Source organism: Verrucomicrobium sp. 3C, assembly GCF_000379365.1.
Taxonomy (GTDB): Bacteria; Verrucomicrobiota; Verrucomicrobiia; order Methylacidiphilales; family Methylacidiphilaceae; genus Methylacidimicrobium.
Genome location: NZ_KB901875.1, coordinates 1,468,882 through 1,493,722, shown reverse-complemented (window position 1 = coordinate 1,493,722; position 24,841 = coordinate 1,468,882). Strand labels below are relative to the sequence as shown.

Genomic DNA, 24,841 nt, shown 5'->3' with positions numbered 1-24,841 from the left:
TTCCCAGTTTTGAGCGCATTGTCCGGCTAAACAAGGATCTCCGTCAATCGTGCGCGCAGCCGGTCCGGACCGAAGTGACGCTCCAGCTTGCCCTCCAAGGCAATGGAGATGGCACCGGTCTCCTCGGAAACCACCACGACGACGGCGTCGCTCGTCTCGCTCAAGCCCAATGCCGCTCGATGGCGCAATCCGAGCGGTCGCTCAAGCCGGTCGGTCTCGCTCAAGGGGAAAACCGCAGCCGCCACAACGAGGCGATTGTCCCGAATGACGACCCCGCCGTCGTGCAAGGGGGTGCGCGGATAAAAGGTGGTCACCAGGAGATCCGCGCTCAACTTGGCATCCAGGAGAGTCCCCGTGTCCCGGGCGGGTCGGTAGATGTCTTCCCGCTCCATGGCGATCAGAGCTCCGAAACGCTCTCGCTGGCAAATTTCGGCAGCGTTGACGATGTGCTCGATCACCTCCGCCTGTTGCTGCCGACCCGCACTGGTGACGCTTCGACGCCCCACTTCCGCGAGCACCTGCCGCAATTCCGGTTGAAACAAGACGACCAGTGCAACGAAAAAGGACGGAGAAAAGAGCCGGATCAACTCGGTGATCACCCGCAGGTGGAGAACGGCGGAAAAGAGGGTGAGAACGACAAGGACGATCAGAAGGCCAGTCAGCACCTGGACGCCGCGCGTCCCCTGCAGGAGCTTCCAGACTTGATAAATGACCGCAGCGATGATCAGGATCTCCACCGCCCAGGAGAAAGGAGTCCCGTAAGACTTCACGGCCGGCCTCCCTGGAGAGCAGCAAACACCTTCCGAGCAGCGACCGCCCCGTCCACGTCATGCACTCTCCAGACCGCCGCCCCCTTGGTCGATGCTAGGATTTCCACAGCCAAGCTCGCCGTATCCTGGCCTCTCACGTCTGCCAATTCCCGGAGGAAGCTCTTCCGGGAAACTCCCACCAGGAGAGGCCGTCCCAATTCCGCAAAGGTGGGGAGATCTCGCAGCAACGCCCAGTTTTGATGCCCCGTCTTGGCAAAGCCAAAACCCACGTCGCACAGGATCCTCTCCTGGGGAATTCCGGCCCCCACGCACTGGCCCAGGCGAACCCTCATCTCTTCCTTGACTTCGCGCACAACGTCCCGATAGAGGGCATCCGCCTGCATGGTTTTCGGCACCCCGCGGGAGTGGACCAGAACATAACCCGCCCGGGCATCCCTCACTGCCTCCCAGAGACCTGTGTCCCATTTGCCCCCGGAGACGTCGTTGACGATCTCCGCTCCCTCCGCAAGAGCGACCCGAGCCACGCTGCTCTTATACGTATCGACAGAGATTGGAACGGTAAGCCTTCCGACGACTGCCTGCAACACAGGAAGGAGCCTGCGCAACTCTTCCTTTTCCGAGACCGGGTCCGCTCCGGGCCGCGTCGACTCTGCGCCGAAATCCACTAGGTCGACCCCGATCTCCTCCATGCGCCGCGCTTCTTCCGCCGCCTCCCTCACGGAGGGCAGTCGGCCTCCGTCCGAAAAGGAGTCGGGAGTCAGGTTGATGATCCCCATGATGAGCGGCCTTTGCGGCGAAAGCACCAGGGAACGAGCCGAAGTCGCCCATCGAGCAGGGCGGCTCGCCTCTGGTCCGGCTCTATGCGGAAGCGCCCCACATCCTCGCACTCGCGAATCGACGGCGCACCACTCCTCCGCTTGGTCCGATCGCTGATCTGTTTCGATGCGCTTTCCGTGGGCGGATGGAGACGTTTTCTTGAAAGCAAAGATCTCCACTCCGTCAGCCGCCGCCTCCCCGCTTGGTCCTCAACGCTCTTTCTACGAGATTCAGCGAGAGTGTATTTACCACGTCTTCCCGGCGAAGCCAACCCTTCCTAGCGATGTTTACACCGATTCGAAGGAACGCAAGTTCCCGGGCATGATGCGCATCGGGATTGATGACGCATCGGACTCCCTTGTCCCTCGCCGCGTGCCACCAACGCCAATCGAGGTCGAGCCGCATGGGCTGTGCGTTGAGTTCGATCCAAGTCCCGGTCTCGGCCGCGCAGTCGATGATTTTCTCCAGATCGACGGGATAAGGCTTCCGCATCAACAGGAGTCGACCGGTCGGATGACCGAGCATGGTCACGTAGGGACTTTCCATCGCGCGGAGGATCCGACGAGTCATCTCTTCCTCGCTCGAGGAAAAGCCGGCATGTACGGACGCCACCACGTAATCGAAGCTGGCAAGTAGCGGATCGGAAAAGTCGAGCCGGCCATCGCGTAGAATGTCACACTCTGTCCCGGAAAAAAGCCGAAAGCCTTGAAAGGTTCCGTTGAGCTTTCGAATCTCCGCCTGCTGGCGACCGACTCTCTCCTCATCCAGGCCGTTGGCTTGAAAAGAGGACTTCGAATGATCTGCGATTCCCAGGTATTCCAAGCCCAGGGCCTGCGCCGCTTCGGCCATTGCTTCCAGCGTGCTGTGCCCATCGCTCGCCGTCGTATGGCAATGAAAGGTACCGCGCAGATCGGTCCACTCGACCAGTCGAGGAATCCGGTTGCTCTCGGCCGCTTCGATCTCGCCCAGATTCTCCCGCAGTTCGGGCGGAATATAGGCCAGTCCAAGTTCTTCGTAGATCTCGGCTTCATCCCGACAACGGATTGGCTCTCCGGATGCCTCCTCTTCGGCCGCGGAATCCTTCGATCCATCGGAAGACCGGACCCGGGGTTCCCGAAAAAGTCCCCATTCGGAGAGTTTTTTCCCTTGAGCGATCGCGCGCTGGCGTAGGGCGATGTTGTGCTCCTTGCTTCCCGTGAAATGGAGAAGCGCACAGGGATAATCCCAGTCAGGCACCACCCGGAGATCGCAGGCAAGCCCACCTTCCAAGAGCACGGTCGCCTTCGTCTGCCCATGGTTGACCACGCGCTGCACACCGGCAGAAGAGATAAACGCTTCCATCACCGATAGCGGCTTCGACGAAGAACAGACCAGATCGAGGTCCCGAACGATCTCCTTTCCGCGCCGGAAGCTGCCTCCCAAGCTCACGCGAACCACGTCGGGATGAGCGCGAAGCCGCTCCACCAGTTGCTCGGCCAACCCGATCAGATCGCCGTACCGATGATAGGCCGCGTAGGAGCGTCTCTGTTCGATGCCGGCGAGGATATTCTCTTCGGTCTTCGGACCGAAGCCAGGAAGCTTGCCCACTCGATGGCTTTGGCATGCCGCTTCCAGCTCGGCCAGATCCCGGATCCCCAGTTTCTCCCATAGAATCTTCGCCTTCTTGGGCCCGAGTCCCGGAATGTCCAGAAGTGCCACCACTCCCGCCGGGAACGATCCCTTGAGTCCTTCCAGATAGGCCGAACGGCCGGTGAGAACGAGCTCCTCGAGTTTTACCCGGATTCCCTCGCCAATGCCCTTGACCTGGTCCAGCTTCCCAGCCCGGACGAAGGACTCAAAATCTTCGGAGAGCGAGTCGAGCGCCCGTGCCGCAGTCCGGTATGCCCGAGATTTAAAGGGATTCTCGCCCCGCAAATCGAGTAGCGTCGCGATCTCCTCGAGCTTACCAATCGCCTCTTCCTTCGTCATGGCGCCTCCCTCGGACCAACGTATCTGCTCCAAAGGCTTTCGCCAAGCAGGGGCAGGCCCCTCAGCAGACCCACCCAATTGTCCACCCGCCGATCATCCTCCCGTTGCGCGGGGACTCCGGGTCCAGTAGACTCTCTTCACGGTGGATGATCGTTCATCGGCAAGCCTCTGGAAAGAGGCGAAGGAACTTTTCCCTGGAGGGGTCAATTCCCCGGTCCGGTCGTTTCGCGCCGTAGGCGGGGAGCCATTCTTCTCCCGACGGGCGGCGGGGGCAACAATCTGGGACGCCGACGGCCGGCCCTACATCGATTACGTCTGCTCCTGGGGAGCGCTTCCGCTTGGTCACGCGCACCCGGTCATCGAGGCCGCCTTACTGGAGGCGCTCGCGGAAGGAACCAGCTTTGGAGTCCCCAACCCTCGGGAAGTTCGACTGGCAAACATCATCCGCGCCGCCGTCCCCTCGATCGAAAAGCTGCGAATGACATCCAGCGGGACCGAGTCCTGCATGACCGCGGTTCGGTTGGCGCGCGGCTTTACCGGTCGAGATAAGATCGTTAAATTTGCTGGCTGCTATCACGGTCACAGCGACTCTCTCCTGGTGAAAGCCGGCTCCGGAGCCCTTACCCATGGAGAGCCCGACAGCGCGGGAGTGCCTACGGCGCTGGCGGAACTCACGGCCGTTTTGCCATGGAACGATCCGGTCGCGGCAAGAGATCTCTTTGCCCGGGAAGGGAAAGAGATCGCCGCAGTGATCCTGGAACCAGTCCCGGCCAATGCAGGGCTTCTTCCTCCCTTACCTGGATTTCTTGACCAGATCCGCGACTTGTGCGACCAGCACGGGACACTGCTCATCTTCGATGAGGTGATCACCGGCTTCCGCCTGGGCATGGGGGGAGCGCAGGAGCGCTTTGCCATCCGGCCCGACCTCACGATACTCGGTAAGATCGTCGGCGGAGGCTTGCCGGCAGCCGCCCTGGGCGGGCGGGCTGACATCCTTGAGCGACTGGCTCCCGAAGGCGATGTTTACCAAGCGGGGACCCTCAGCGGAAACCCGCTGGCGATGGCCGCCGGACTTGCGCAGATTAAAGAGATGGAGCGTTCCCGCGCGCACGCTCGGCTCGAAGAACTAGGGGCATTCCTGGAGTCGGAAATTCGAGATCTTCTCCGGCGCCGAGGGGAGTGTCACGTCCAGTTCCATCGCATGGCCTCGCTCTTCTGTCTCTTCTTCACCGAAAATCCGGTCTGCTCACTCGAGGCCGCGCTCGGTAGCGACCGCAAGCGCTTCGCCCATTTTTTCCATTCGCTGCTGCGGCAAGGGGTCTTTTTTCCACCTTCGCCCTTCGAGACCTGTTTCCTTTCCACCGCACACTCGCTGGCGGACATCGGGAAAACGGTCATTGCCATCGACCAAGCCTTGAAGGAGTCCTAACCTGCATGTCTCACAAGCGTTCTCCTGCGACACGTAGGCGAATGGGTAACCGACGGCTTCCCGCGCTGTTGCTCCTTTGTTTCTGGCTCTGCCCGCTGGTGGGGATGCCCTCCGCCGTTCCTCAGGAGTCGATCTTCCCCAAGAACCAGCTCCGGCCAGGGATGCACGGCCTCACCTACACCGTATTGCAAGGAAACAAAATCGAACCGCTTCAGACCGAGATCTTGGGAATCGCCAAGGACTTCGTCGGTCCCGGGCTCGACTTGATCATCGCCAAGCTGGTCGACGCAAAGACGGCAACGACCGGCGCGGTCCACGGTATGAGCGGAAGCCCTCTCTACGTCGAGGGCAAGCTAGTGGGCGCGCTCTCGCGCCGGATCGCCTCCTTCGAAAAGGACGGTCATTGCGGCTTTACCCCGATCGAGGATATGCTGCGAGTGGAGCAGGAGCCGCCCTCCGATCCCCGCACCCGGCCCTCGCCCATCCAGTTGCGCGATGCTTGGCATTGGGCCGCACCGCGTCCCCTACGCGGTGCGCTGCTTCGGGCCGACTATTTGGGCATCCCCCTGTCGGTCGGGGGTCTCAACCCACGAGTGGTAGGCCAGTTCTTGGAAGCGCTCGGCCTCCGCGGGACGCCGGTGCTGTCCGTACCGGGCGGAGGGACCACGACCATCGCGGGTGGCGGCTCTGCCTTGGAGCCCGGAGCGCCACTGGCCGCGGTAATGATGACGGGCGATATCAATATCTCGGGGACCGGAACGCTGACCTGGCGCAGCGGCAATCGGGTTCTCGCCTTCGGCCATCCGATGTTCGGCTTTGGCAAGAGCACCCTCCCGATGGCCGCAGCCGAAGTGGTGACGACCGTCCCCAGTTACGAGACCCCCTACAAGCTCACGAACGTGGGACGCGTCGTCGGAACGATCTTGGAAGACCGACTTTCGGCGATTGGAGGGGAAGTCGGTCAAATGCCCAAACTCGCCTCTTACCGGATCGAGCGCTTTCACCGGGGACGGCCGCTGCCGACGCTGCAGGGAGAGTTCATCTCTCATCCTCTGTTGACCCCATTTCTCGTGGAGTTGGCCATGGGTCAAATCTTCTCGGCGACGGATAGCTTCGGACGCACCTTTACCCTTTCCATCGATGGGCTCGTCCATTTCCGAAATCTTCCCTCTCTTCACCTGAAGGGCATCTACTCCGGCGAGGACGGCGATCTGGCGTCAGCCATCCTGGAGATGGTGCAACCGCTTCAGCTTCTCTTTCAACAACCTTGGTCCGAACCGATCGTCGAATCGCTTGAGCTGAAAACCGCGTCCACGGAGGTCGAAGAGAACTGGGCGATCGAAAGGGCCTCGGTGGACAACGCGCGATGCAATCCCGGGAGCACGATTTGGATCCACCTGCTCCTTCAGGAACGGCACGGCCGTCGGATCTCTCGCAGGGTTCCGCTCCTTCTGCCCCGGGGACTTCAAGGTCAACCGGTCACAATCCGGATCTCGTCCGGACACGCGCTGGATACGCGAGCCCTTCTGCGCAAAGTACCTTCCGCGGAAAGTCCGGAGGAGCTCATCGCTCTGCTCAACGAACAGCGTCCGAATAACGTACTCTACGTGCAGGCAGTCACCGAATCCTCCGGACTGGTGTCGGAAGCCGCCGACCTGCCCGCCCTCCCGCCCACGATCCGGGCCGCCCTTTCTCCCGCCACCTCCTCCAAGAAGGAGGAGACTTGGAACGATCTGGTCTGGTCCGAAGCCACCCTCACGATCGACGGAGTCGTCAGCGGCGAGCAGCTTCTTCGAATTGACGTGCGCTAAAGAACCCTACTTGACGATCTTCCGCGGAATCGGGTAAACAATTTCACGCAATTGTTTACAGAAGCTTGCGGATCGGGAGATTCCGTAGGCGCGTAGGTCTCTTGTCGCATTCGATAGGGAGGACGGACTGATCATGAGGCGCCTGCTACTATGGGTTCTTTTTTTGACGAACGGCTGCGTGATTCGTTCAGCAATCGGACAAGCAGTCGATCCGGACCAAGCCAAGCAGATCTTCGGCGTTTTGCCGAAAGTCGCCGATAACCTGCAGAACCCTGTGACCCCTGAAAAGGTCACGCTGGGCAAGTCTCTCTATTTCGAGCGGCGATTGTCCAAGAGCAGCTCCATCAGCTGCAACAGCTGTCATGACCTCGGCATGGCCGGAGCCGACGGGCTCTCCACCTCCCTCGGCTACCGCTGGCAGCTTGGCACCCGCAACGCGCCCTCCGTGCTCAACGCTGCCTTGGAGTTTTCCCAATTTTGGGACGGCCGAGCCAAGGACGTGGAAGAGCAGGCCAAGGGCCCGATCGTGAATCCCAAGGAGATGGCCGCAACCAAGGAGCTTGTCGTGCAGCGGCTCAAGAGCATCCCGGCATACGTGGATGCCTTCCATAAAGCTTTTCCGGAAGACAAGGATCCTGTTTCCTACGAAAATACCGCGAAAGCGATTGCCGCCTTCGAGCGGACTCTGATGACCCCCTCTCGCTTCGACCAGTTTATCGCTGGAAATCCCTCCGCCCTCAGCGAACAGGAACGACAGGGATTAAATACCTTTGTCGGCCTCGGGTGCACCGCTTGCCATAACGGGGTCGGAATTGGAGGAGGAAGCTTTCAGAAATTCGGCGCAATCCACAAGCCGGACTGGCTCAAAGATTTAGGCCGATACGAGGTGACGAAAAACGAAGCGGACAAATATGTCTTCAAAGTCCCATCTCTTCGGAATGTTGCCTTGACCGCCCCCTATTTCAACGACGGCTCGGTCTGGAGCTTGGAAGAAGCAGTCAAGATTATGGCCTATGCCCAATTGGGCCGCACGCTTACGGATGCCGATGCCAAGAGCATTGTGGCCTTCCTGAATTCCCTCTCCGAGGACCCAACCCTCACGGTCCCGACGCCGGTCCTGCCCCCGTCTTCCCTCTCGACTCCCAAGCCCATGCCCTAAGGTGTGCTTTTGCGATCCTACTTCCGACGGATCGTTGCTCTGCTCCTCGTTCTGCTGGCATGGTACGGTCGCGTAAGTCCTGCATTGGCCATCCATCCAGAGCGGATCGTTCTGGACACTTACTCGGATTTTGTGCAGGGAACCGCCGAGAGCGTGACGGTCTGCGATGCCGGATTGCTCCAACCCTCTCTCCCGATCGAGATGGTCGCACGGCTCCCAGCCGATCAACTTTGGGCGATCCTCCCGGACCCTGATGGGAGCATCTTGGTAGCAGCCTCTCCCGAGGCAAAGATCTTCCGCATCGGGCAGCATCGCGACGTAACGCTCCTGGCATCGTTTCCCGAACATCAGATCTACGCGATGGCCCGCAGCCCGAAGGGTGAGCTTTACGCCGCGACCTCTCCCAACGGAAAGATCTATCGAGTCCCCGCCAAGGGAGAACCAGTCGTCTATTTCGACCCAAAGGAAAAATATATCTGGTCCCTTCTCTTCGACCGTGACGGCACTCTCTACGCGGGAACCGGGATCGGAGGGAAACTCTTTCGCATCGAAGGTCCGCTCAAGGGAACTCTCGTCTGTGCGACCGGAGAGACGCACGTCCGTTGCCTGGCCTGGGAAAAACCGGGAACTCTCCTGGCAGGCAGCGCACCCCACGGGCTCCTCCTCCGGATTCTTCCCGGAGGGCGAGCCGTGGCTCTTGCCGACAGCGAAAGGGAGGAGGTGAACCAGATTGTCATCTCTTCGGACGGTTCGATCTTTTTCTCCGCGGTCGGTACGCGCCATCCGCCCCGTGCGCCGGGATCCTCCTCGGAACCAGGCTCCGCGACCACGGAGAACTGGACACCCGTACCACTCGCTTCCGAATGGGAAGAACCCTCACGAGAGATAGGAAGGGGACTACCCCCCGCCATGTTCAAGGCCGCAACACCGCCCCCTCTCTCCCAGCTCTGGCTAATTGACCGTTCCTTGGTTCCTCGACCAATTTGGGGACATCGCCAGTCTCTCAATTCTTTACTCCAAGCTCCCACAGGTCTTTTGGCAGGGATGAGCGGCGACGGCGACGTCTACCGCATCAGCCGGGAAGGAAGGAGCGATCGCCTATTCCAGATCGACGCTCCCGCCGTTCAGGTTGCGGCTCTGGCCCCCTCTCAGCAGCTTGTCCTGGGTGCCAGCAATCCCGCTCGAGTCTTCTTGGCGGGAGCCACCCCACGTAAGCAAGGAATCTATCGCTCCGCCCCTTTGGATGCCGGAAGCTACGCCCGGTGGGGCCGACTGCTTGTCGAGAGATCGGGGATGGTAGAGATTCGCACGCGCACCGGCAACACCGCCAAGCCGGACGAATCCTGGTATGACTGGGTTCCGGCTCCGGGGGGACGCTGCCAGAGCCCAGCAGCCCGCTATTTCCAGTTCGAGCTTCGCTTGGCCGAAGGGAGTTCCGTCAATCGCGTTCAGGCTGTCTTTCTACCTTACAATCTGCCTCCCAAGCTTGAGAAGCTTCAGATCCTTCACCCTGGTGTCGCCTATTCGGAGTTGCCCCCGCCTCCCACTCCTCTGCAAGCCCGTTCCCTAGATCAGCTTCTCTCGCAAGAAGGCAAGGCGGAGGTCATTGTTGACCCCTTCTCTCCCCTGCCACCTCGCTATCAAGCAAAGGAAGCCCGAGGACTCCGCACGGTGGTCTGGAAAGCGGAGGATCCAGATGGCGACGACCTCCGCTATTCGGTCTTCTACCGCTCCGAGAAAGAGACCGGCTGGCGCCTCCTCGTCAAGGATTCGGAACAGCCGCTCTTTAGCTGGGACACCTCGGGATGGCCAGATGGCCGGTATCTGCTTAAGGTAGAGGCCTCGGATGCCCGAGACAATGCGCCTGGGGAAGGACTCACAGCCTCTTTGAGTAGCCGTCCCTTCCTCGTCGACAATTCTCCACCGCAAATCCGCATTCTCTCTTCCGGAGGAGGCAAGCTGCGCTTCCGCGTGAGCGAAGATGCCAGTGGCATCCGGTCAGTCCAGATTTCTCGGGACGGTCGCGAATTCTTGCCGATTCCGCCGGTCGACGGAATCCTCGACTCCGAAGAAGAGGAGTTCGAACTACCTCTGTTCAAGGGAGAATCCTTGTTCATCCGAGCCGAGGACGAGGCCGGAAATGTGACGAGCGCCTCGGCGAACGGCGGCTAAACGGTTCCGTTCGCTTCCTGATCAATCTCCCAGGACACAATCGCCTTCTTCCGCCGCACGACACACTACGGCTTCACGCGGGCGATCCCTCCAGACCGGGAAGGAGGCCGCCCGCGGGAGCTTCACCGGCGGGGGTCGGAGCGACGGCTCCGGCAACAGACGGAATGGCACCGGTTGGAGGCGTGGGACGCTCAGGCGGAGATTCTAGTCGTCCGGTTTTCACAATCTCCTCCGCCTGTCGGCCATCCAAGGTTTCGTAATCCAAGAGCGCTTTTGCTAACGCCTCCATCTGCACGCGATTTGCAACGATCAGATCCTTCGCGCGCCCGTAAGCCTCGTGCAGCAACTGCTTGACTTCCCCGTCGATCGCCTCGGCAGTAGCCTCGCTATATGCCCTCGCCATTCCCAGATCCCGACCCAGAAATGTCATCGTCGGATCTTCCCCATAATGGACCATGCCCAGCTTCTCGCTCATGCCCCACTCGCAAACCATCCGCCGTGCGTACCAGGTTGCTTGTCGGATATCCCCACTCGCTCCACTGGAAATGTCGCCCAGGAAGACCTCTTCCGCCACGCGGCCGCCCATCGCGACGCACAGGGTGTCGAGCAGCTGCTTCTTCTGGGTGTTATACCGATCTGTGGCCGGCAGCATCATCGTGACGCCTAGGGCAGCTCCGCGGGGGATGATGCTCACCTTATGCAGGGGGTCGGTATGCTCCAGGAGCACGTTGAGGAGGGTATGACCGGCCTCGTGATAGGCCGTGATCCGCTTCTCCTCGTCGGTCATCGCTAGGCTTTTCCGCTCCCGCCCCCATCGCACCTTGTCGCGAGCCTCTTCCAACTCGGGCTGCCCAATCGACTCCTTCCCGCGGCCTGCGGCCAAAAGAGCCGCCTCATTGATCAAATTAGCCAGTTCCGCGCCCGAAAAGCCGGCAGTGCCTCTGGCCAAAGCGTGGAGATCGGCCCTCTGCGCCAACTTCACTTTCGCCGAGTGCACCTTCAGGACTTCCTCACGACCCCGAACATCCGGCAAGTTAACCCGGACCTCCCGGTCGAAGCGCCCAGGACGGAGCAAGGCCGTATCGAGCACGTCCTTGCGGTTGGTTGCGGCAATGACGATCACGCCTTCCTGAGATTCGATTCCGTCCATTTCGACGAGCAAAGCATTCAGCGTCTGCTCACGCTCGTCGTGACCTCCACCCAAGCCGGTTCCTCGGCTGCGCCCGACAGCATCGATCTCATCGATGAATACGATGCACGGGGCGTGACGTCGGGCCTGCTCGAACATATCTCGGACCCGCGATGCCCCCACCCCGACGAACATCTCCACGAAATCGGAGCCACTGATACTGAAGAAAGGGACATCCGCTTCACCTGCGATCGCCTTGGCGAGCAAGGTCTTGCCTGTTCCCGGAGGCCCGACCATCAGGACTCCCTTGGGGATGCGCCCGCCCAGCTTCTGAAATCGCTTCGGGTCCCTGAGGAACTCTACGATCTCCTGCACCTCCTGCTTGGCTTCCTCAATCCCCGCCACATCTTGAAAGGTGACCTTGGTCTTCTCCCCGGAAAGGAGCCGCACACGGCTTTTCCCGAAGCTGAAGGCGGTTTTTCCTGCCATGCGCATCTGCTGTCGGAAGAGCAGGTAGAGAGCCAGAATGAATAGGAGAAAAGGAAGGATGCTCAGCAGAGCTTGGCCCCAGAAGTTGTGGACGACCCGGATGTCGACTTCCGGGAAGCCCTTGGCGGCCAGCAGATCATGAAGATCGCGGTTAAAGTCGAGATCGACGATCGTCCGAAACGGGACGAGAACCACTCCTCCCGAAGAATCGGGCGAGGGTTTGACAAAGCGGCCTTCCAGATACGTCTGTCCGTTCGAGGTGTCCCGGACGAAGGCAATGGACTTCACCTGCTTCTGGTCGAGCAGGCGAACGAGCTGCGGAAGCGTCTTGCCCTCGATTGTAGAAGTCTGCCCGGCACCCGCAAAATAGAGGAGGGCAGAAAAGACAAAGGCAACGCCCAGGAAGAAGACCAGCCCCTTCCATTTGCCGTCTCCTGGCCCTTTCAGGTCCCGCGGGGAAGTCTCGTTCTTCTTGCCTCGAGGCGGCTTGCCTCGCCCGGGAGATTGGGTCGGGGTCAGCGCCATCGTATTTTTTCTCCTTCCATCCGAGTACTGCTCCTGAGCATATCACCGCTCTCCTGGACGAGCAAACGCAGGCCAGATCCCTTCACGCCCCGACTCCAACCGTTTCTTGCGGTGGGCCAATCACCGGATGAATCCGGTAGTAGGTGTCACGCGCGACAGGCTCGCGCCCACTCTCCCGGATCGCGGCCGCTAGGGCGTTGGCGGTTTGGCCAACGGGGGTTTTCGACCCTGCCATATGAAAGATCCTTTCCTCCTCGATCGTCCCATGGAGATCGTCCGCTCCGAACGAAAGAGCAATCTGGCCCAGCGACAACCCCGAACTGATCCAATAGGACGTGATATGGTCGATATTGTCGAGATAGATGCGACTGACGGCAACGGTACGCAAAGTGTCCATGGCGCTTGCTCGCCGAAGGTGAGAAAGCTTGGTGTTCGCTGGCTCGAAAGCAAACGGGACAAAGCCGCAAAACCCTCCTGTCTCGTCCTGGAGCTCTCGCAACCGGCGTAAGTGATCGACACGGTGCGCCGGTGTCTCCACATGACCAAAGAGCATCGTCGCCGTACTCTTCTTTCCGAGCCGATGCCAGATCCGGTGTACCTCGAGCCACTCCTCGGCCGTTTCCTTCCCCCGGCAGATTTCGTCTCGGACCTCCGCGTCAAAGATTTCCGCTCCTCCCCCGGTGAGGGAGTCGAGGCCGGAACCAGCCAGATCCTCCAATACCTCTGGAATCGGCCGGCGGGCGATTCGCCGGGCCATATGACGGATTTCCACGGCGGTAAACGCCTTGATCATCATCCCGGGGCAACGCTCCTTGATCGCCGAAACGAGATCCCGGTAGTAGGAAAACGGCAGCTTGGGATGGAGACCTCCCACGCAATGAACTTCGACCGCCCCGCTGCGCCAGGATTCAAATGCCTGATCCGCCATCTCCTCGACCGAATAGAGAAAGGAGCCAGGCTGGCCCTCGCGGCGATAGAAGGCACAAAAGCGGCAGCTCAACAGGCAGATGTTCGAATAGTTCAAGTAACGATTCACGAGAAACGAACCGCGCAGCCCGTTTTTCCGCCGAGAAACCAAGTCGGCGAGGGCGCCGACTGGGCTCGTCTCCCCACAGGCTAACAGACGTTGGGCGGATGCGTCATCGATCCTCTCCCCCGCGACGACTCGCTCGGCGATGTCTGCGATCCCCGCCCTGCGCCATGCGTCCCAAAGGACTGTCATCGCCACAAACTCCCGACGACACCCAGTAGGAAAAGCAAGCTCACCGCGACGTTGACTTCGAAAAATGCTACGTTCAGTGCCCGCGTATCCGTCCTCTGGCAGAGTCGATGTTCATAAAGGAGCGCTGCCCCGGCGATCGCGCAAGCCAACCAATATGCTCCCGAGAGACGAGCCTGCAAGCCGAAAGCGATCCAACCAACCCAAGCCGCCCCATGGAGAACCTGTGCCATCCGAAGCGCAGCATCCGTTCCGAACCTGGCGGGAAAAGAGTGGAGCCCAAGCCGAAGATCCACCTCCCGATCCTGCAAGGCGTAGGTGAGATCGAACCCGAAGGTCCAGGCGAGCACGGAGGCTGCGAGCAGATAGGGAGCGGCCGTCGCCAACTCTCCACGGACCGCGACCCAAGCTCCGAGCGGGGCTAGGGCAAGGGCGAGGCCCAAGAGAGCGTGGCTGAAGGGAGTGAAGCGCTTCGCATAGGAATAGGCGAAGATCACGGCTATGGCCAGAGGGGCGAGAAGTCGGCAGAGGCCGTTGAGCAACAAGAGCCCAGCGCCGAAGACGGCAAGCCCTCCCAAGCTGAGAGCCAAAGCCTCTCCCCGGCTCGCCAGCCGGCTTCTCTCCACCGTTCGCGGATTTTGACGATCGATCTCCCAATCGACATAGCGGTTAAAGGCCATCGCAGCGGTCCGCGCACCCACCATGCAGATCACGATACCCAAAACGACCGAGGCAGCCGGTAGGCCCCGGGCTGCGACCAACATGGCGGCCAGCCCAAAGGGAAGCGCAAAAAGCGTGTGGCTGAACTTGATCAGCCGCAGCAGATTCCCAATTCGGATTCCTGGGGACAAAAGAGCCCTCACGATCCCTCCTCCTTCCAGCGGGTCACCAGATCGTTTCGGATCTGCAAATGGTCAAGGACGCGGCCGACGATGGTGTCCACAAGATCCAGGACGCTCGCAGGCTTCCCATAAAACGATGGACAGGCCGGAATCACCATGGCTCCCGCTTCCATGAGGGTCACCATGTTGCGTGCGTGAATCAGATTCCATGGGGTTTCCCTAGGAACGAGAACGAGCGTTCGGCGTTCCTTGAGGAAGACGTCCGCCGCCCGACCAATCGCCCCTTCCGACATCCCGTGGGCAATCCGCCCTGCCGTTCCCATCGAGCAGGGGATAATGACCATCGCCGAAAATGGGTTCGACCCGCTCAAGAACGGCGCACCCATCGACCGCTCTCCGTGGAGAACAAAACGAGAAGGAATGATCAGACTGCCCTTCTCCAGCTCGGCCCTTGCGACTCTCCGCGCACAGGAACTGACGACGACATGGACCTCATGCTCTTCCCGTTCCAAAATGGAGAGAAGCCTCTGCGCATAGAGCACGCCGCTTGCCCCGGTTACCGCAACGACCAAGCGCATGGGCGGTCTATTCCTGGAACTCTCCCGGTCGAGCCGCTGGCCGCGCTCTCGGCCTTCTTGCGCGAACCCGCTACCCTTGCTCCGGAAATTCCCCTTTTCCCCTGCCTAGGAACGAGCGGATCCAAGTCCGCTCGCTACACCAGGTCGTAACCCCCATCGGAGCCTCCAGAGTCATCTAGATCGTCATCGGCAAGGCTCCCCGAGGGGTCGGAGTCACCCTCCTGGCTGTCGCAACAACTTGATGGTTCGCCCGACGGCTCCTGGCGACCAGGCTCGCCCCAGGACCCCTCGCGCGGCTGGTTCTGCTCAAGGATGACCTCGGATGGGGGTTGCGCGTGCGGCCCAAACACCCGATCGAGCATCCCACCCATGATCGCGCCCAAGCCCAGAAAGCCCGCAGCCTTCGCCGCCTCCCCTAGCGGATTGGAAGGAGCGGGGGCGGGCGTGGTCGTAATTGCCGGCCGTTCCCCTTGCCGGGGCGCTTGGTCGAACCGGGTCGCCACACCTGACGCGGCTGACGCGGGCGCCCGGGCACCGTCCGCGATGCGGGCCGCAATCGCCTCCCGCAATGCTTCCACGGAAGGGGCTGGAATCGGATAGGGGAAGATCAGCGGGGCAGGCTGGTCCTGAGAAGCGCTCTCTCCCTTCCGGACCGCGCCGGCAAGCCACTCTCGCTCCGCTGGAGAAAGAATTGACGGATTGAGTTCCAGTACGGTGCTCTCCGGCGCGTCAATGCCTCTGCGCAGGGCTTCCACGGAATCCACGGCACAACGAAGTTTCATAAGTTCCTCCAAATCGAGTCAGAACAGGTTAGTCCTTTCAGGCTGCCCTGGCAAGCCGACCTTTTCCAGAGATACGCTCCCAGGGGAAACGCAAAAACCCATCGCTTTCAGCAACTCACGGGATATCGCTTGCGGAAATCGGATGGAGGAAAAAGGGATCCCGGAAGAGGGTCTCCAACTCAGCATTCACGCCGGGGTCGTTGGCCAACGCGAAACGACCCATGGCTGCCTCCATCCTCCACTGAATCGACCATTGGCCGTTCTTCCTGCTCGCGTCCGCGCAGACCGCTATGGTGCCAGGACGCCAATCGCTCCACTTCCCCTCTGGATACGAAAAGAACCGAACCGCCGTTTTCGGTTCCAACGTCACAGGGTCCGCTACCCTCGGAAGAAGCAAAAAGCCTCCTCGCCACTGGAGCCCTTCGCGCCTCTCCCCCGGAGAAATGTCGCGCGAGCATGACCAGACCTCCGGACCCTCATAGTTGGCGACTTCCGCCAGCCACGACCAGCTTTTCAAGGAGCCCGCGGATGGCCGGAAAGAGCGCAGGAGCAGGGCTCGAGGTTCGTGGTTCGCCGCCTTCAAGTAAAGATGACCGTTCGCCCCAATCCAGTATCTTCCCTGAAGCTGTCGGAGGACGATCTCTCCGAACTCCTTGGCATAGCGATCTTTCGGATGCGACCAGGTCAGCCCGTTCGGGATCGGGATCACCTCGTGTTCCCATGTCTGCCAAGCCGTTCCTAAAACCATAGACAAGCATTCCTCTACCAGGGTAGATCGTCCAGGACGCCGGCCGAACAGTGCTGCCGACGGTTCGCGTGCCGGGGTTCCGCCGGCAAAGCCCGGGTAGCGCCCAATGCCCGCGCTTTCGGGGACAGAGGCGCGGGAGGCAGTCGATTGGCTCCCGACCGGGCATGCGCTGCATGCGCCGCTTTGAGCCTCTTCCGAACGCCCGCCCAGAACGACCATACATGCTTCGTCCGATTCCTCACGGGTAGGACGAAGGTGACATAACCGCCATTGCGGGTCGGCACGATTGCCTCCCGCACGGACGGTCGCTCGGATAGACCCAATCCTCTCCGGGCGACGGCATAGGCCGCGCCCTGGTGAGAACCGATACCATGACGGCGAGCGTGGTTCACCGCGCCGATCACGGAAGTGTAGGCCGGGTTGACTTCGATCACTTCAACTCCGGCACGAAAAGAAGCCGCCTTGAGCATGGAGATCGCCTTGGCGTAGGAGAAGGAAGAGAGCGAGCGAGCCCGAACGGGATCGACCGACTCAAGCTCGACCTTCCTCTTGCAAAGATCCAATCGCTCGATCACGAGCGGCTTGCCCGATTCGGTGCAGGCCCGGACGATCTCCCGGCACGCATCGCCGATCGCGGCTTTCGCCTGCTCCTCGCTCCTGCCATAGAGATTCAATCCAAGCCGGCGAATCCTCACCAGGTTGCCGAAGCGCTCCGTTTCGGCTACCGCCAGATGGTCCTCGTTGATGTCGAGGCCGACCGCGCCGGCAAGGCGGCGTGTCACCAGGGCAACAGGTTGCGCCTCGACGCTCGCAAACACCCGCCACCCCGATCGGTCCCGCACGAAGCGGTAGCTCACCGCGGATCCCTCCCGCTCGCGGACGAGTTTCCCTGTCTTGGTTTGCGCGGTCACGATCCGGCTGGCGGAGAGCGCCTGGAGAATCGCTTCCTGTCCGTAGGCGAAGCGCACGCCCTCGAGCACCAGATGCCTGCTCGGCCCGCCCAATCCGTCCGGCAGCCGCAACCGCAGCCGCAGGCTGCCGTCCGGGGCGACTGCTTGGCAGGACTGGTTGCCCGCCGTCTCGTCCTTCGACCCGAGCACGAAGAACTGGCTGCTCCGCTCCGACTGCCAATCCTTCTTCCAAGCGGTATGGTCCGCATAGCCGTTCTCTTCCAGAGCAAACTGCTTGCGGAAGAGGCGGCGGGAACCGAAGCAGAGCCGGACCTGGCCGGACTCCGGATCGGCAAGGAGCGCCTCGAGCTTCGTCCGTAGGATGGCAAGCCGCCGCTTTTTCTGGTGCAGCACGCTTGAGCCCGGCTCCTTCTTCTCAAGTCGGGCCATCGCCTCTTCTGCTCGTTGGATCCGCTCTTTGGCTTCCTCGATCCACTCGGGCCGCCTTTCCTGGATCGAGGCGATCTTGCCTTCGAGCTCGACCCGGATGGCGTTGAACTGCCGGGCGGTGAGGCCGAACCGGAGCAGGAACCACCGCTTGAGTTCGTTCAGGGGAATGCCCGCCCGCATCTTGGGGAAGAGGCTCCGCCCTGCGCGCCCGTGGAGCGCCGCATAGGCGTCGAGAGACGAAGCCTGCTCGGGTGTCACACTCAAACGGGTCTGTTAGGGGAAAACGGGAAGCTTACTCATGGAGCGCTTCGAGTGCCTTCTTGGCGCGGTTCTGGGCGGATCTCTTCCCGTAGAGCCTGGCACACAGGGAAACGATAACTTCGTGCAAGTCGGGCACGATATCGTCGGTCCTCTCGTCCGGTTCCACCACCACGACCGATCGGCTCTGCGCAGCCAATGCCGCTTCCAACTCGAAGCCCAAGCGCATCCGCCGTTCGCGATGCTCGACCAGGATGACGCCGACCTCCGGATCACGCAGCAGCCCAATCATGCCTTTTCGATGGCCGTTCATTCCGGAGCCGACCTCCTTGACGGCCTTGACGATCGACAACCGTTTGCTTGAGCGCGAACTCGGAGAACCCAAGCCAATGCCGGTCCAGATCCGCTTTTGGATCGGCGCTGGATACCCGCGCGTAGAGGGCCACGCCATCGGGTTGTGCCGTCTCCGCATGCACGATCACGGTTCCGGTCGGCAACTGCTCGGCCGGAGCCGGCAAACGCCCCTCCTTCCACATCCGCCAAGCCGTCTTGTAGCAAACGCCCTGCCGCTTGGCCCAGACACTTAACTTCTCGCGAATATACTGTCATAGACATCCGTATATGTCCATAACATTTGGAGCCGATGTCAACCCTTCCGCAAGACCATTCCCCTCGTCCAATCGTTGAGGCGGGATCAGAGAGGAATGGAAGAACGATTTCTGCTGAGAAGAGGGTCCACCGGACAACAGGGGATCCAGCAAGCAGCCTGTCAGCGCCGCGATCGCGACCAGAGGCACAAGATCGGTCGATTTCTTAGACATCATAGGTGGTTTGGAATCCCGCTCTCACGGGCAAGCCATGAGCGACTCTCGCAATCACTGTCTACCTGAATTCGCCGTCGCTAGGCCGGACTTTGTTCAGTTTATGTTCAGTTGATGACCGCGCACGCATCGGGGATCTTCCTCGGGATGGCGCTAAGAAGTTTCGCGCGACCGGGTCGCCACCGGGGCGGTGCCGGTTTTCCCCCGGAGCTGGATGAGGACACGCTGCAAGGGGGCCAAAACCCCAGGCCCAACGAAGCAGATAGGTCCATTTCGCAAGCCGCAGGGGAAAGCTTGGGAGAGAGCAGCCTAGAAGCTTACGGAACCTCTTCCGGCGGTGCGGTTGGCTCCTCACCATCCTCAGCCGGTTCCTTCTTCCCCTCTTCCTCCGCGGGCTTTTCTTCCCCCGGCACCCCTTCGGGAAGCCCTTCGATCCCCTCAACCAACACGACTCGAGGAACGGCTCGGGCCTGATCGATGGCTTCCCGTTTCCCGCCGGTCCAGTCAACTCGCTGCCTGCAAAGGGGGCCTCTGCCGAGGGCCGCGTCGTCCGTCAAACGACCGACACGGAAGGGCGTACCATTCTCCCCGCCCGCAGCCCCCTTCTTCGACACCTGGTCGAAAAGAGCCCCCAACCCAAGGGCGATGGGAAACGTCATAAGGAGACAGAGCGCCGCCAGAATGGGCTTCATGCTTCGAATGAAGACTGCCTTAGCCTGCATGTCTCACAAAGTTCGTACCCGAGGCGCGGTGCCGGTTTCCTCGGAGCTGGATGAGTACATACTGCAAGGATGGAAAGTCACGACCAACGAAGCAGACAAGCCCATTTTGCAAGTCGCAGGAGAAAGCTTGTGAAACATGGCGATTAGGTCAACCCGAGAACGTCCTCCATCGTGTAGACTCCAGGAGGCTTTCCGACCACCCAGCGTGCCGCGCGAAGAGCCCCCAGCGCGAAGGTGTCCCTGCTCTCGGCCCGGTGGACGAACTCCAAGACTTCTCCGGGGCCGGCGAAGAGCACGGTATGGAGCCCTACGATCTGCCCCGCTCGGATCGCATGAATCCCGATTTCCTCCGCTTTCCGTGGCCCTGGCTCGCCCTCTCTTCCATGCCGCGCGGCTTTCTCCAACGCCATCCCGCGCACCTCGGCAACGATTTCCGCCAAACGGCGGGCGGTTCCACTGGGTGCATCGCGTTTCCTGCGATGGTGCGCTTCTACGATCTCCACATCAAACTCTCCTCCCAGAACCGCGGTCGCCTTCCGCACGAGGTAAAAGAGGAGATTGACCCCCGTCGAAAAGTTGGGCGCCCAAACCATGGGTATTTTTTCCCCTGCCCGGCGTATCCGATGGGACTCCTCGGGGCCATGGCCCGTCGTCCCGACCACCAGCGGCTTTCCTGCTTTCGCGCTTGCCTCGGCGACGACCGGGGTGAACTCGTGCGAACTAAAGTCGATCGTAACGTCGCTCCGCGTCAGCGCCGACTTCAGGGCATCTCCTTGGTCGATTTCTCCCGCAATCCCCCAGTCGCCAGCCCGTCGCGCCTGCTCGAGCACCGCCGTCCCCATGCGCCCCTTCGCACCAATCACGACCAGATGAATCATAGCTTCACCTTTTCCTACTCCATTCCCACGAGCGAGAGCGTCTTCTCCAGTCGAGCCTGGTTGCTCGGCTGGAGGGGGACCAGGGGCAACCGGACATCGGACGTCATCCAACCCCGAAGCGAGAGAGCCGTCTTGATCGGTACCGGGTTGGTCTCGACGAAAAGATCGCGAAAGAGAGGGTAAAGACGCCGATGAAGACGTTCGGCTTCCTGAACGTCGCCGGAGAGAAAGGCCCGAACCAAGTCGACGACCGCCCTGGGCAGGAGATTCGAAGCCACGCTGATCACGCCGGCCGCGCCCACGCTCAAAAAAGGCAACGTTAACGAATCGTCGCCGCTCAAAAGGGCAAAGTCATCGGGGAGCACTTGACGAAGCTGGCTGAGCCGGTCGACTGAACCGCCCGCTTCTTTCAGGCCTACGATGGTTTTGTGCTCCCGCGAGAGCGCAAGCACGGTCTCGACGGCGATCTCGACCCCGCACCGTCCCGGAATGCTGTAGAGGACCAGAGGCAGCCGCGTGCTTTGAGCAATGGCGGAAAAATGAGCAAAGAGCCCGGCTTGGCTCGGCTTGTTATAGTAAGGAGCGACGAGCAAGGCTCCGTCGGCTCCCACCTCTTTCGCTGCCCGCGTGAGCTCAATCGCTTCGGACGTGCTGTTGGAGCCCGTGCCCGCCAATACCATCGCCCTCCCGGCCGTAAACTCGACCGTTTTGGCGATGACCCGAACATGCTCCTCATGGGTGAGCGTGGGAGACTCTCCCGTCGTTCCCACGGGAACCAACCCGGCCACCTCTTCCTCGATCTGCGCCTCCACTAGGCGTTTCAATGCCTCATCATCCACGACGTCGCCGCGAAACGGAGTGACCAGCGCCGTATATACTCCACAGAGCTTCATTCGCTCACCTCCATTTCCCCCTTGAACACCATTGTAGCCGGACCTTGGAGTCTTACCCCATGAAATCCATCGCCCGCTGACTCGAATAGAACACGGAGGCAATCTCCGCTCCGGACCAAAACCGACACGGGCGAGGCAAGCCCCTTCGCCAAATGAGCCACGAGAGCGGACGCGGTGACCCCGGTGCCGCAGGCCAACGTTTCCGCCTCGACTCCTCGTTCATAGGTCCGCACCGCGAGCCGGCCCGAGCCCAGCAGCTCGACGAAATCGGCATTTGCCCCTTCGGGAGCAAAGTCCGGCAACCACCTCAGCTCCCGCCCCAACTCCTCCACGTCAATCCCCTCGACGCTCTGTACGAAAACCACTAGGTGAGGAACTCCGGTATCAATCCAGTACACTTCCAACGGTCCATGCCGAGTCGCAACCAGTTGCCGGAGTGGCGCGGCGCCCGGATCGGGCATCGAGATCGAGACTTCTTCTCCAGCAAACCAGGCTTCCACGGGCCCAGCGCCGGTAAGAAAAGAGATCCGATCCTCCTCTTGCCCCTTCCCAAGAGACTGCAGGAAGCGGGCAAAACAGCGCGCGCCGTTCCCGCACAGCGAGGCCTCTCCCCCATCGGCATTGTAATAACGCATCCGTATGCCGTCTTCTTTCCCATCCCTTTCCGCGACAAGCATCCCGTCAGCACCGATGCCGAAGTGACGATTGCAGAGCCGCGCGATCTGTTCCGGGCGGAGCCGGAGGCGGCTGTCCCGGTTATCGACGAGGACAAAGTCATTGCCGGCCCCTGTCATTTTCGTAAAATGCAGCTTCATTCGTAGACGCAAAGTTTTGATCGAATCCGATCTTTTGCAAACGATTTGCACAAAAACGTTGGACTCCTTTTCCCCTGAATCCGCTTGCGTTGGCTCCCGCCCTCTTCTCGGCGTCGTCGATTACGGCATGGGCAATCTCCGGAGCGTGGAAAAGGCGCTCACCTTCGTCGGAGCCGCTCCCCGGCGGGTCGCCCACCCCGATGACCTGTCCGATTTGGCGGCTCTCGTCCTTCCCGGCGTCGGAGCATTCGGGGATTGCGCCAGCCGGCTTGCGCAAACAGGGCTCTGGAATCCTCTGCGAGAATGGGTGAACCGCGGACGGCCATTCCTCGGCATCTGCCTCGGCTATCAGCTTCTCTTCGAGGAAAGCGCCGAAAGTCCCGGAGTAGCTGGACTCGGACTCATCCCCGGCAAGGTAGTCCGCTTCCCGAAGAGCGTCGGAAAGGTCCCGCAGATTGGCTGGAACAGCATCCGGATCCTTCGCGAAAGTGAGTTCACTCGAGGGATCCAGACGGGGGATTTCGTCTATTTCGTTCACAGCTACTTTCCCGTTCCCTCGGATCCGGATTGGATCGCGCTCGAAACCGAATATGGAGTGGCCTTCGCCAGCGGCGTCTGCCGGGGCGCGCTCTTCGCGGTCCAGTTTCATCCGGAAAAGAGCCAGCGGGTCGGGTTGCAGTTCTTGACCAACTTTGTCGAAGTCGCCGCACGCTGCGAGGCTACCACCCAATCCACTCCATGAAGCTTTTCGCCGCCATTGACCTGCTCGGAGGGAAGGTCGTGCGCCTCCGGCAAGGAAAACGGGATTCCGCGACCATCTACTCAGACGACCCGGTGGCGACCGCGGTCCGTTGGGAGCAGGAAGGGGCGGACGGCCTGCACATCGTCGATCTGGAGGGAGCATTCTCCGGCGCGTTTTCCTCCCTGCCCTGGGTCGCGGCGATCGCGAAGCGAGTCCAGATTCCCGTGCAACTCGGCGGGGGACTCCGCACCGAAGAGGCCGTGGAAGAAGCCCTCGGGCACGGAGCCTCCCGGGTCGTCATTGGAACGCGCGCATGGGAAGAGCCCGAATTTCTTCCCAAGCTCGCCGCCCGCGTTGGATCGGAGCGGATCGTCGTTGCGCTCGATGCCCGTAACGGGGAAGTCCGGATCGCCGGCTGGGAGCGGGGCACGGGGAAGGAGCTGATCGACGCCGCCCGCTACGCCCTGGCTGACGGAGCAGGATTTCTTCTCTATACCGATGTTTCGGTCGATGGGATGCTCTCCGGACCGGACCTAGAGAGAACCCGGCAGTTGGTCGAAAGGGTCCCGCTCCCGATCTTTGCCTCGGGCGGAATCGGGAAGCCCGAAGATCTTCGCGCGCTACAGAGGATTCCGCGGCTCTACGGCGCGGTCCTGGGTCGCGCGATCTACGAAAAGACGGTCTCCCTCCGCGATTGGCGGGAAGAGGTGGGCGGAAAAGGGTCGTCGTCCTAGCGCCGAGCCAGCATCTGGTTCAAACTTGACTACTCTCTCCGGAAGCGAGGTGAAGAGTGATTCGGAAGATTTCCGAGCACTGTCCGATGCGGATGGGAGGCCCCCAGGTGCCGGCGCCGCGAGTGACAACGATGTGGGTTTTCCCCCGGTGCGCATAGCCGCAGGCAAGCGGGTAGAGCCGGGAAACGACATGGTTGATGGGCCAAAACTGGCCGTCGTGGGTGTGGCCAGAGACGAGGAGAGCGGCACCGCAATCGGCCGCTTCGTCGAGCGCGGACGGGCGATGGTCGAGCACCAAGAGGGGCAGCCGCGGATCACTCTTTTCCAGGATCTGACGAAGGGGCTGGCGGGGACGCCCGTCGCCCAGCACCGTTTTGGCCCGATCGTCCCTACCGGCGATTCGGAGGAGGCCCCCGACCTCCACGCACTGGTCGCGCAGGACGCTCACCCCATTTTTTGTCAGAAAGGCATCCACCCCGTCCGCGCCGCTATAGTATTCGTGATTTCCGAGGCAAGCAAAGACACCCAAGGGAGCGGAAAGAGAACCGAAGAGCGCTCCCACGCCAGCCTTCTCTAGCACCTGCGCGGAAGCATCGACCAGGTCTCCCGGCAGCAGGACGAGGTCTGGCGAGGTCGACCGGATCGCCTCCGCGATGCGGGCAAGCCGCTTCGCCCCAAAGATTCCGGTGATATGGAGATCGGAAGCGACGGCGATTGTCAGACAGGGGAGAGCCGAAGGCGGAGCCAGGGACGAGCCGAGAGAAAGATCGAGCTCCTGGACCAGGATCCGGCGTGCGTTCCAGGCGCCTTTGAGAAGCAGAACCGCAACCAGGATCACTAGGCCGGCACCGGGAGCCCACGAAGGGAGGAGGCTCGCCTCGAGCCTCGAGACTCCGGGTAGCAGCCGCAGCAGATCCCAAGCGGAGATTCCGAGAAAGAGATAAAGCACCGAAGGGATCCAGAGCGAGGAGAGGAGCACGGCCCAATCCGTGACCGGGGAAGGGCTTCGCTCCTGCCAGCGCCGGGCCACGGGATAGCCGAAAACACAGGCGGCCGCGAGACAGAGGTAACCGCTCCTCCAGAAGGTTGAGGGCGGAACGATGGCCCACCCGCGAAGGACCACGTAGAGTCCGAGGACCAGGTAGCCGCCTATCAGGAGAGCCGAGAGGGATATCCCCGGGATCCGTCTTGCCACTGCGCT

21 protein-coding genes and 1 pseudogene are annotated in these 24,841 nt (G+C 61.3%); 6 read left to right on the top strand and 16 right to left on the bottom strand.

Going from position 1 to position 24,841, the window contains the following annotated elements:
• Positions 1 to 26 precede the first annotated feature (26 nt).
• The 3 genes from cdaA to polX form a co-directional block, all read right to left on the bottom strand.
• On the bottom strand, positions 27 to 770 hold the full coding sequence (cdaA, locus tag A37A_RS0107925; RefSeq protein WP_018290982.1) for a diadenylate cyclase CdaA: 744 nt from the start codon (positions 768 to 770) through the stop codon (positions 27 to 29).
• Entirely contained in the window at positions 767 to 1,546 is a 780-nt protein-coding gene (gene folP, locus A37A_RS0107920; RefSeq protein ID WP_155996523.1) for a dihydropteroate synthase, read from the bottom strand. The genes cdaA and folP overlap by 4 nt, the downstream gene beginning before the upstream one ends.
• A gap of 223 nt (positions 1,547 to 1,769) precedes the next feature.
• A complete protein-coding gene (gene polX / locus A37A_RS0107915) occupies positions 1,770 to 3,554 on the bottom strand; it encodes a DNA polymerase/3'-5' exonuclease PolX (RefSeq protein WP_018290980.1) in 1,785 nt (594 codons plus the stop codon).
• Positions 3,555 to 3,696: 142 nt separating this feature from the next.
• On the opposite strand from polX, the gene hemL reads away from it, so the two are divergent.
• The 4 genes from hemL (at position 3,697) to A37A_RS0107895 (ending at position 10,125) form a co-directional block, all read left to right on the top strand.
• Positions 3,697 to 4,983, top strand: a complete 1,287-nt coding sequence (gene hemL / locus A37A_RS0107910) for a glutamate-1-semialdehyde 2,1-aminomutase (protein WP_018290979.1) — start codon at positions 3,697 to 3,699, stop codon at positions 4,981 to 4,983.
• Positions 4,984 to 5,024: 41 nt separating this feature from the next.
• The gene (locus tag A37A_RS0107905) at positions 5,025 to 6,794 is read left to right on the top strand and encodes a SpoIVB peptidase S55 domain-containing protein (protein WP_018290978.1); all 1,770 of its coding nucleotides are present in this window, start codon (positions 5,025 to 5,027) and stop codon (positions 6,792 to 6,794) included.
• 133 nt (positions 6,795 to 6,927) lie between these two features.
• A complete protein-coding gene (locus tag A37A_RS0107900) occupies positions 6,928 to 7,953 on the top strand; it encodes a cytochrome-c peroxidase (protein ID WP_018290977.1) in 1,026 nt (341 codons plus the stop codon).
• 9 nt (positions 7,954 to 7,962) lie between these two features.
• A complete protein-coding gene (locus tag A37A_RS0107895; RefSeq protein ID WP_026195723.1) occupies positions 7,963 to 10,125 on the top strand; it encodes a WD40 repeat domain-containing protein in 2,163 nt (720 codons plus the stop codon).
• A gap of 73 nt (positions 10,126 to 10,198) precedes the next feature.
• Here A37A_RS0107895 and ftsH read toward each other — a convergent pair whose 3' ends face one another.
• The 12 genes and pseudogenes from ftsH to dapF form a co-directional block, all read right to left on the bottom strand.
• Complete coding sequence (gene ftsH, locus A37A_RS16445; RefSeq protein ID WP_018290975.1) at positions 10,199 to 12,268, bottom strand: ATP-dependent zinc metalloprotease FtsH; 2,070 nt, start codon at positions 12,266 to 12,268, stop codon at positions 10,199 to 10,201.
• Positions 12,269 to 12,350: 82 nt separating this feature from the next.
• Positions 12,351 to 13,490, bottom strand: coding sequence for an aminofutalosine synthase MqnE (gene mqnE, locus A37A_RS0107885; RefSeq protein WP_018290974.1), 1,140 nt, complete (start codon positions 13,488 to 13,490; stop codon positions 12,351 to 12,353).
• Entirely contained in the window at positions 13,487 to 14,350 is an 864-nt protein-coding gene (locus A37A_RS0107880) for a 4-hydroxybenzoate octaprenyltransferase (RefSeq protein WP_018290973.1), read from the bottom strand. The genes mqnE and A37A_RS0107880 overlap by 4 nt, the downstream gene beginning before the upstream one ends.
• The gene (locus A37A_RS0107875) at positions 14,347 to 14,907 is read right to left on the bottom strand and encodes a UbiX family flavin prenyltransferase (RefSeq protein ID WP_018290972.1); all 561 of its coding nucleotides are present in this window, start codon (positions 14,905 to 14,907) and stop codon (positions 14,347 to 14,349) included. The genes A37A_RS0107880 and A37A_RS0107875 overlap by 4 nt, the downstream gene beginning before the upstream one ends.
• Positions 14,908 to 15,041: 134 nt before the next feature.
• Positions 15,042 to 15,689 (bottom strand): hypothetical protein, encoded by a 648-nt coding sequence (locus tag A37A_RS0107870; protein WP_020494167.1) that lies wholly within the window; start codon positions 15,687 to 15,689, stop codon positions 15,042 to 15,044.
• A gap of 115 nt (positions 15,690 to 15,804) precedes the next feature.
• Positions 15,805 to 16,437 carry a hypothetical protein gene (locus tag A37A_RS0107865; RefSeq protein ID WP_018290970.1) on the bottom strand — a complete coding sequence of 211 codons (633 nt, stop codon included), beginning with the start codon at positions 16,435 to 16,437 and terminating at the stop codon, positions 15,805 to 15,807.
• 14 nt (positions 16,438 to 16,451) lie between these two features.
• The gene (locus A37A_RS16440; RefSeq protein ID WP_231363886.1) at positions 16,452 to 18,035 is read right to left on the bottom strand and encodes an IS200/IS605 family accessory protein TnpB-related protein; all 1,584 of its coding nucleotides are present in this window, start codon (positions 18,033 to 18,035) and stop codon (positions 16,452 to 16,454) included.
• Between the two features lie 34 nt (positions 18,036 to 18,069).
• Positions 18,070 to 18,571, bottom strand: a pseudogene (locus A37A_RS16435) (IS607 family transposase).
• Positions 18,572 to 19,173: 602 nt separating this feature from the next.
• Positions 19,174 to 19,578, bottom strand: a complete 405-nt coding sequence (locus A37A_RS0107850) for a hypothetical protein (RefSeq protein WP_018290969.1) — start codon at positions 19,576 to 19,578, stop codon at positions 19,174 to 19,176.
• A gap of 143 nt (positions 19,579 to 19,721) precedes the next feature.
• Positions 19,722 to 20,456, bottom strand: a complete 735-nt coding sequence (gene dapB, locus A37A_RS0107840; RefSeq protein WP_018290967.1) for a 4-hydroxy-tetrahydrodipicolinate reductase — start codon at positions 20,454 to 20,456, stop codon at positions 19,722 to 19,724.
• Between the two features lie 14 nt (positions 20,457 to 20,470).
• The gene (dapA, locus tag A37A_RS0107835) at positions 20,471 to 21,349 is read right to left on the bottom strand and encodes a 4-hydroxy-tetrahydrodipicolinate synthase (RefSeq protein ID WP_018290966.1); all 879 of its coding nucleotides are present in this window, start codon (positions 21,347 to 21,349) and stop codon (positions 20,471 to 20,473) included.
• The gene (dapF, locus tag A37A_RS0107830) at positions 21,346 to 22,164 is read right to left on the bottom strand and encodes a diaminopimelate epimerase (RefSeq protein WP_018290965.1); all 819 of its coding nucleotides are present in this window, start codon (positions 22,162 to 22,164) and stop codon (positions 21,346 to 21,348) included. Before dapF ends, dapA begins: the two co-directional genes overlap by 4 nt.
• Before the next feature lie 58 nt (positions 22,165 to 22,222).
• Between dapF and hisH the strand changes: the two genes are divergently transcribed.
• The gene (gene hisH / locus A37A_RS0107825; protein ID WP_231363826.1) at positions 22,223 to 22,906 is read left to right on the top strand and encodes an imidazole glycerol phosphate synthase subunit HisH; all 684 of its coding nucleotides are present in this window, start codon (positions 22,223 to 22,225) and stop codon (positions 22,904 to 22,906) included.
• Positions 22,903 to 23,640, top strand: a complete 738-nt coding sequence (locus A37A_RS0107820) for a HisA/HisF-related TIM barrel protein (RefSeq protein WP_018290963.1) — start codon at positions 22,903 to 22,905, stop codon at positions 23,638 to 23,640. The genes hisH and A37A_RS0107820 overlap by 4 nt, the downstream gene beginning before the upstream one ends.
• Before the next feature lie 19 nt (positions 23,641 to 23,659).
• Here A37A_RS0107820 and A37A_RS0107815 read toward each other — a convergent pair whose 3' ends face one another.
• Positions 23,660 to 24,835, bottom strand: a complete 1,176-nt coding sequence (locus A37A_RS0107815; RefSeq protein ID WP_018290962.1) for a metallophosphoesterase — start codon at positions 24,833 to 24,835, stop codon at positions 23,660 to 23,662.
• Positions 24,836 to 24,841: the final 6 nt, after the last annotated feature.

What these genes read in the sequence shown, in the direction of transcription:
- dapA (WP_018290966.1), bottom strand. Translation starts at nt 21,349, where the DNA reads ATGAAGCTCTGTGGAGTATATACGGCGCTGGTCACTCCGTTTCGCGGC.
- A37A_RS0107875 (WP_018290972.1), bottom strand. Translation starts at nt 14,907, where the DNA reads ATGCGCTTGGTCGTTGCGGTAACCGGGGCAAGCGGCGTGCTCTATGCG.
- A37A_RS0107905 (WP_018290978.1), top strand. Translation starts at nt 5,025, where the DNA reads ATGGGTAACCGACGGCTTCCCGCGCTGTTGCTCCTTTGTTTCTGGCTC.
- A37A_RS0107850 (WP_018290969.1), bottom strand. Translation starts at nt 19,578, where the DNA reads ATGCAGGCTAAGGCAGTCTTCATTCGAAGCATGAAGCCCATTCTGGCG.
- A37A_RS0107865 (WP_018290970.1), bottom strand. Translation starts at nt 16,437, where the DNA reads ATGGTTTTAGGAACGGCTTGGCAGACATGGGAACACGAGGTGATCCCG.
- polX (WP_018290980.1), bottom strand. Translation starts at nt 3,554, where the DNA reads ATGACGAAGGAAGAGGCGATTGGTAAGCTCGAGGAGATCGCGACGCTA.
- folP (WP_155996523.1), bottom strand. Translation starts at nt 1,546, where the DNA reads ATGGGGATCATCAACCTGACTCCCGACTCCTTTTCGGACGGAGGCCGA.
- dapB (WP_018290967.1), bottom strand. Translation starts at nt 20,456, where the DNA reads ATGATTCATCTGGTCGTGATTGGTGCGAAGGGGCGCATGGGGACGGCG.
- ftsH (WP_018290975.1), bottom strand. Translation starts at nt 12,268, where the DNA reads ATGGCGCTGACCCCGACCCAATCTCCCGGGCGAGGCAAGCCGCCTCGA.
- A37A_RS0107900 (WP_018290977.1), top strand. Translation starts at nt 6,928, where the DNA reads ATGAGGCGCCTGCTACTATGGGTTCTTTTTTTGACGAACGGCTGCGTG.
- A37A_RS0107820 (WP_018290963.1), top strand. Translation starts at nt 22,903, where the DNA reads ATGAAGCTTTTCGCCGCCATTGACCTGCTCGGAGGGAAGGTCGTGCGC.
- A37A_RS0107870 (WP_020494167.1), bottom strand. Translation starts at nt 15,689, where the DNA reads ATGAAACTTCGTTGTGCCGTGGATTCCGTGGAAGCCCTGCGCAGAGGC.
- dapF (WP_018290965.1), bottom strand. Translation starts at nt 22,164, where the DNA reads ATGAAGCTGCATTTTACGAAAATGACAGGGGCCGGCAATGACTTTGTC.
- mqnE (WP_018290974.1), bottom strand. Translation starts at nt 13,490, where the DNA reads ATGACAGTCCTTTGGGACGCATGGCGCAGGGCGGGGATCGCAGACATC.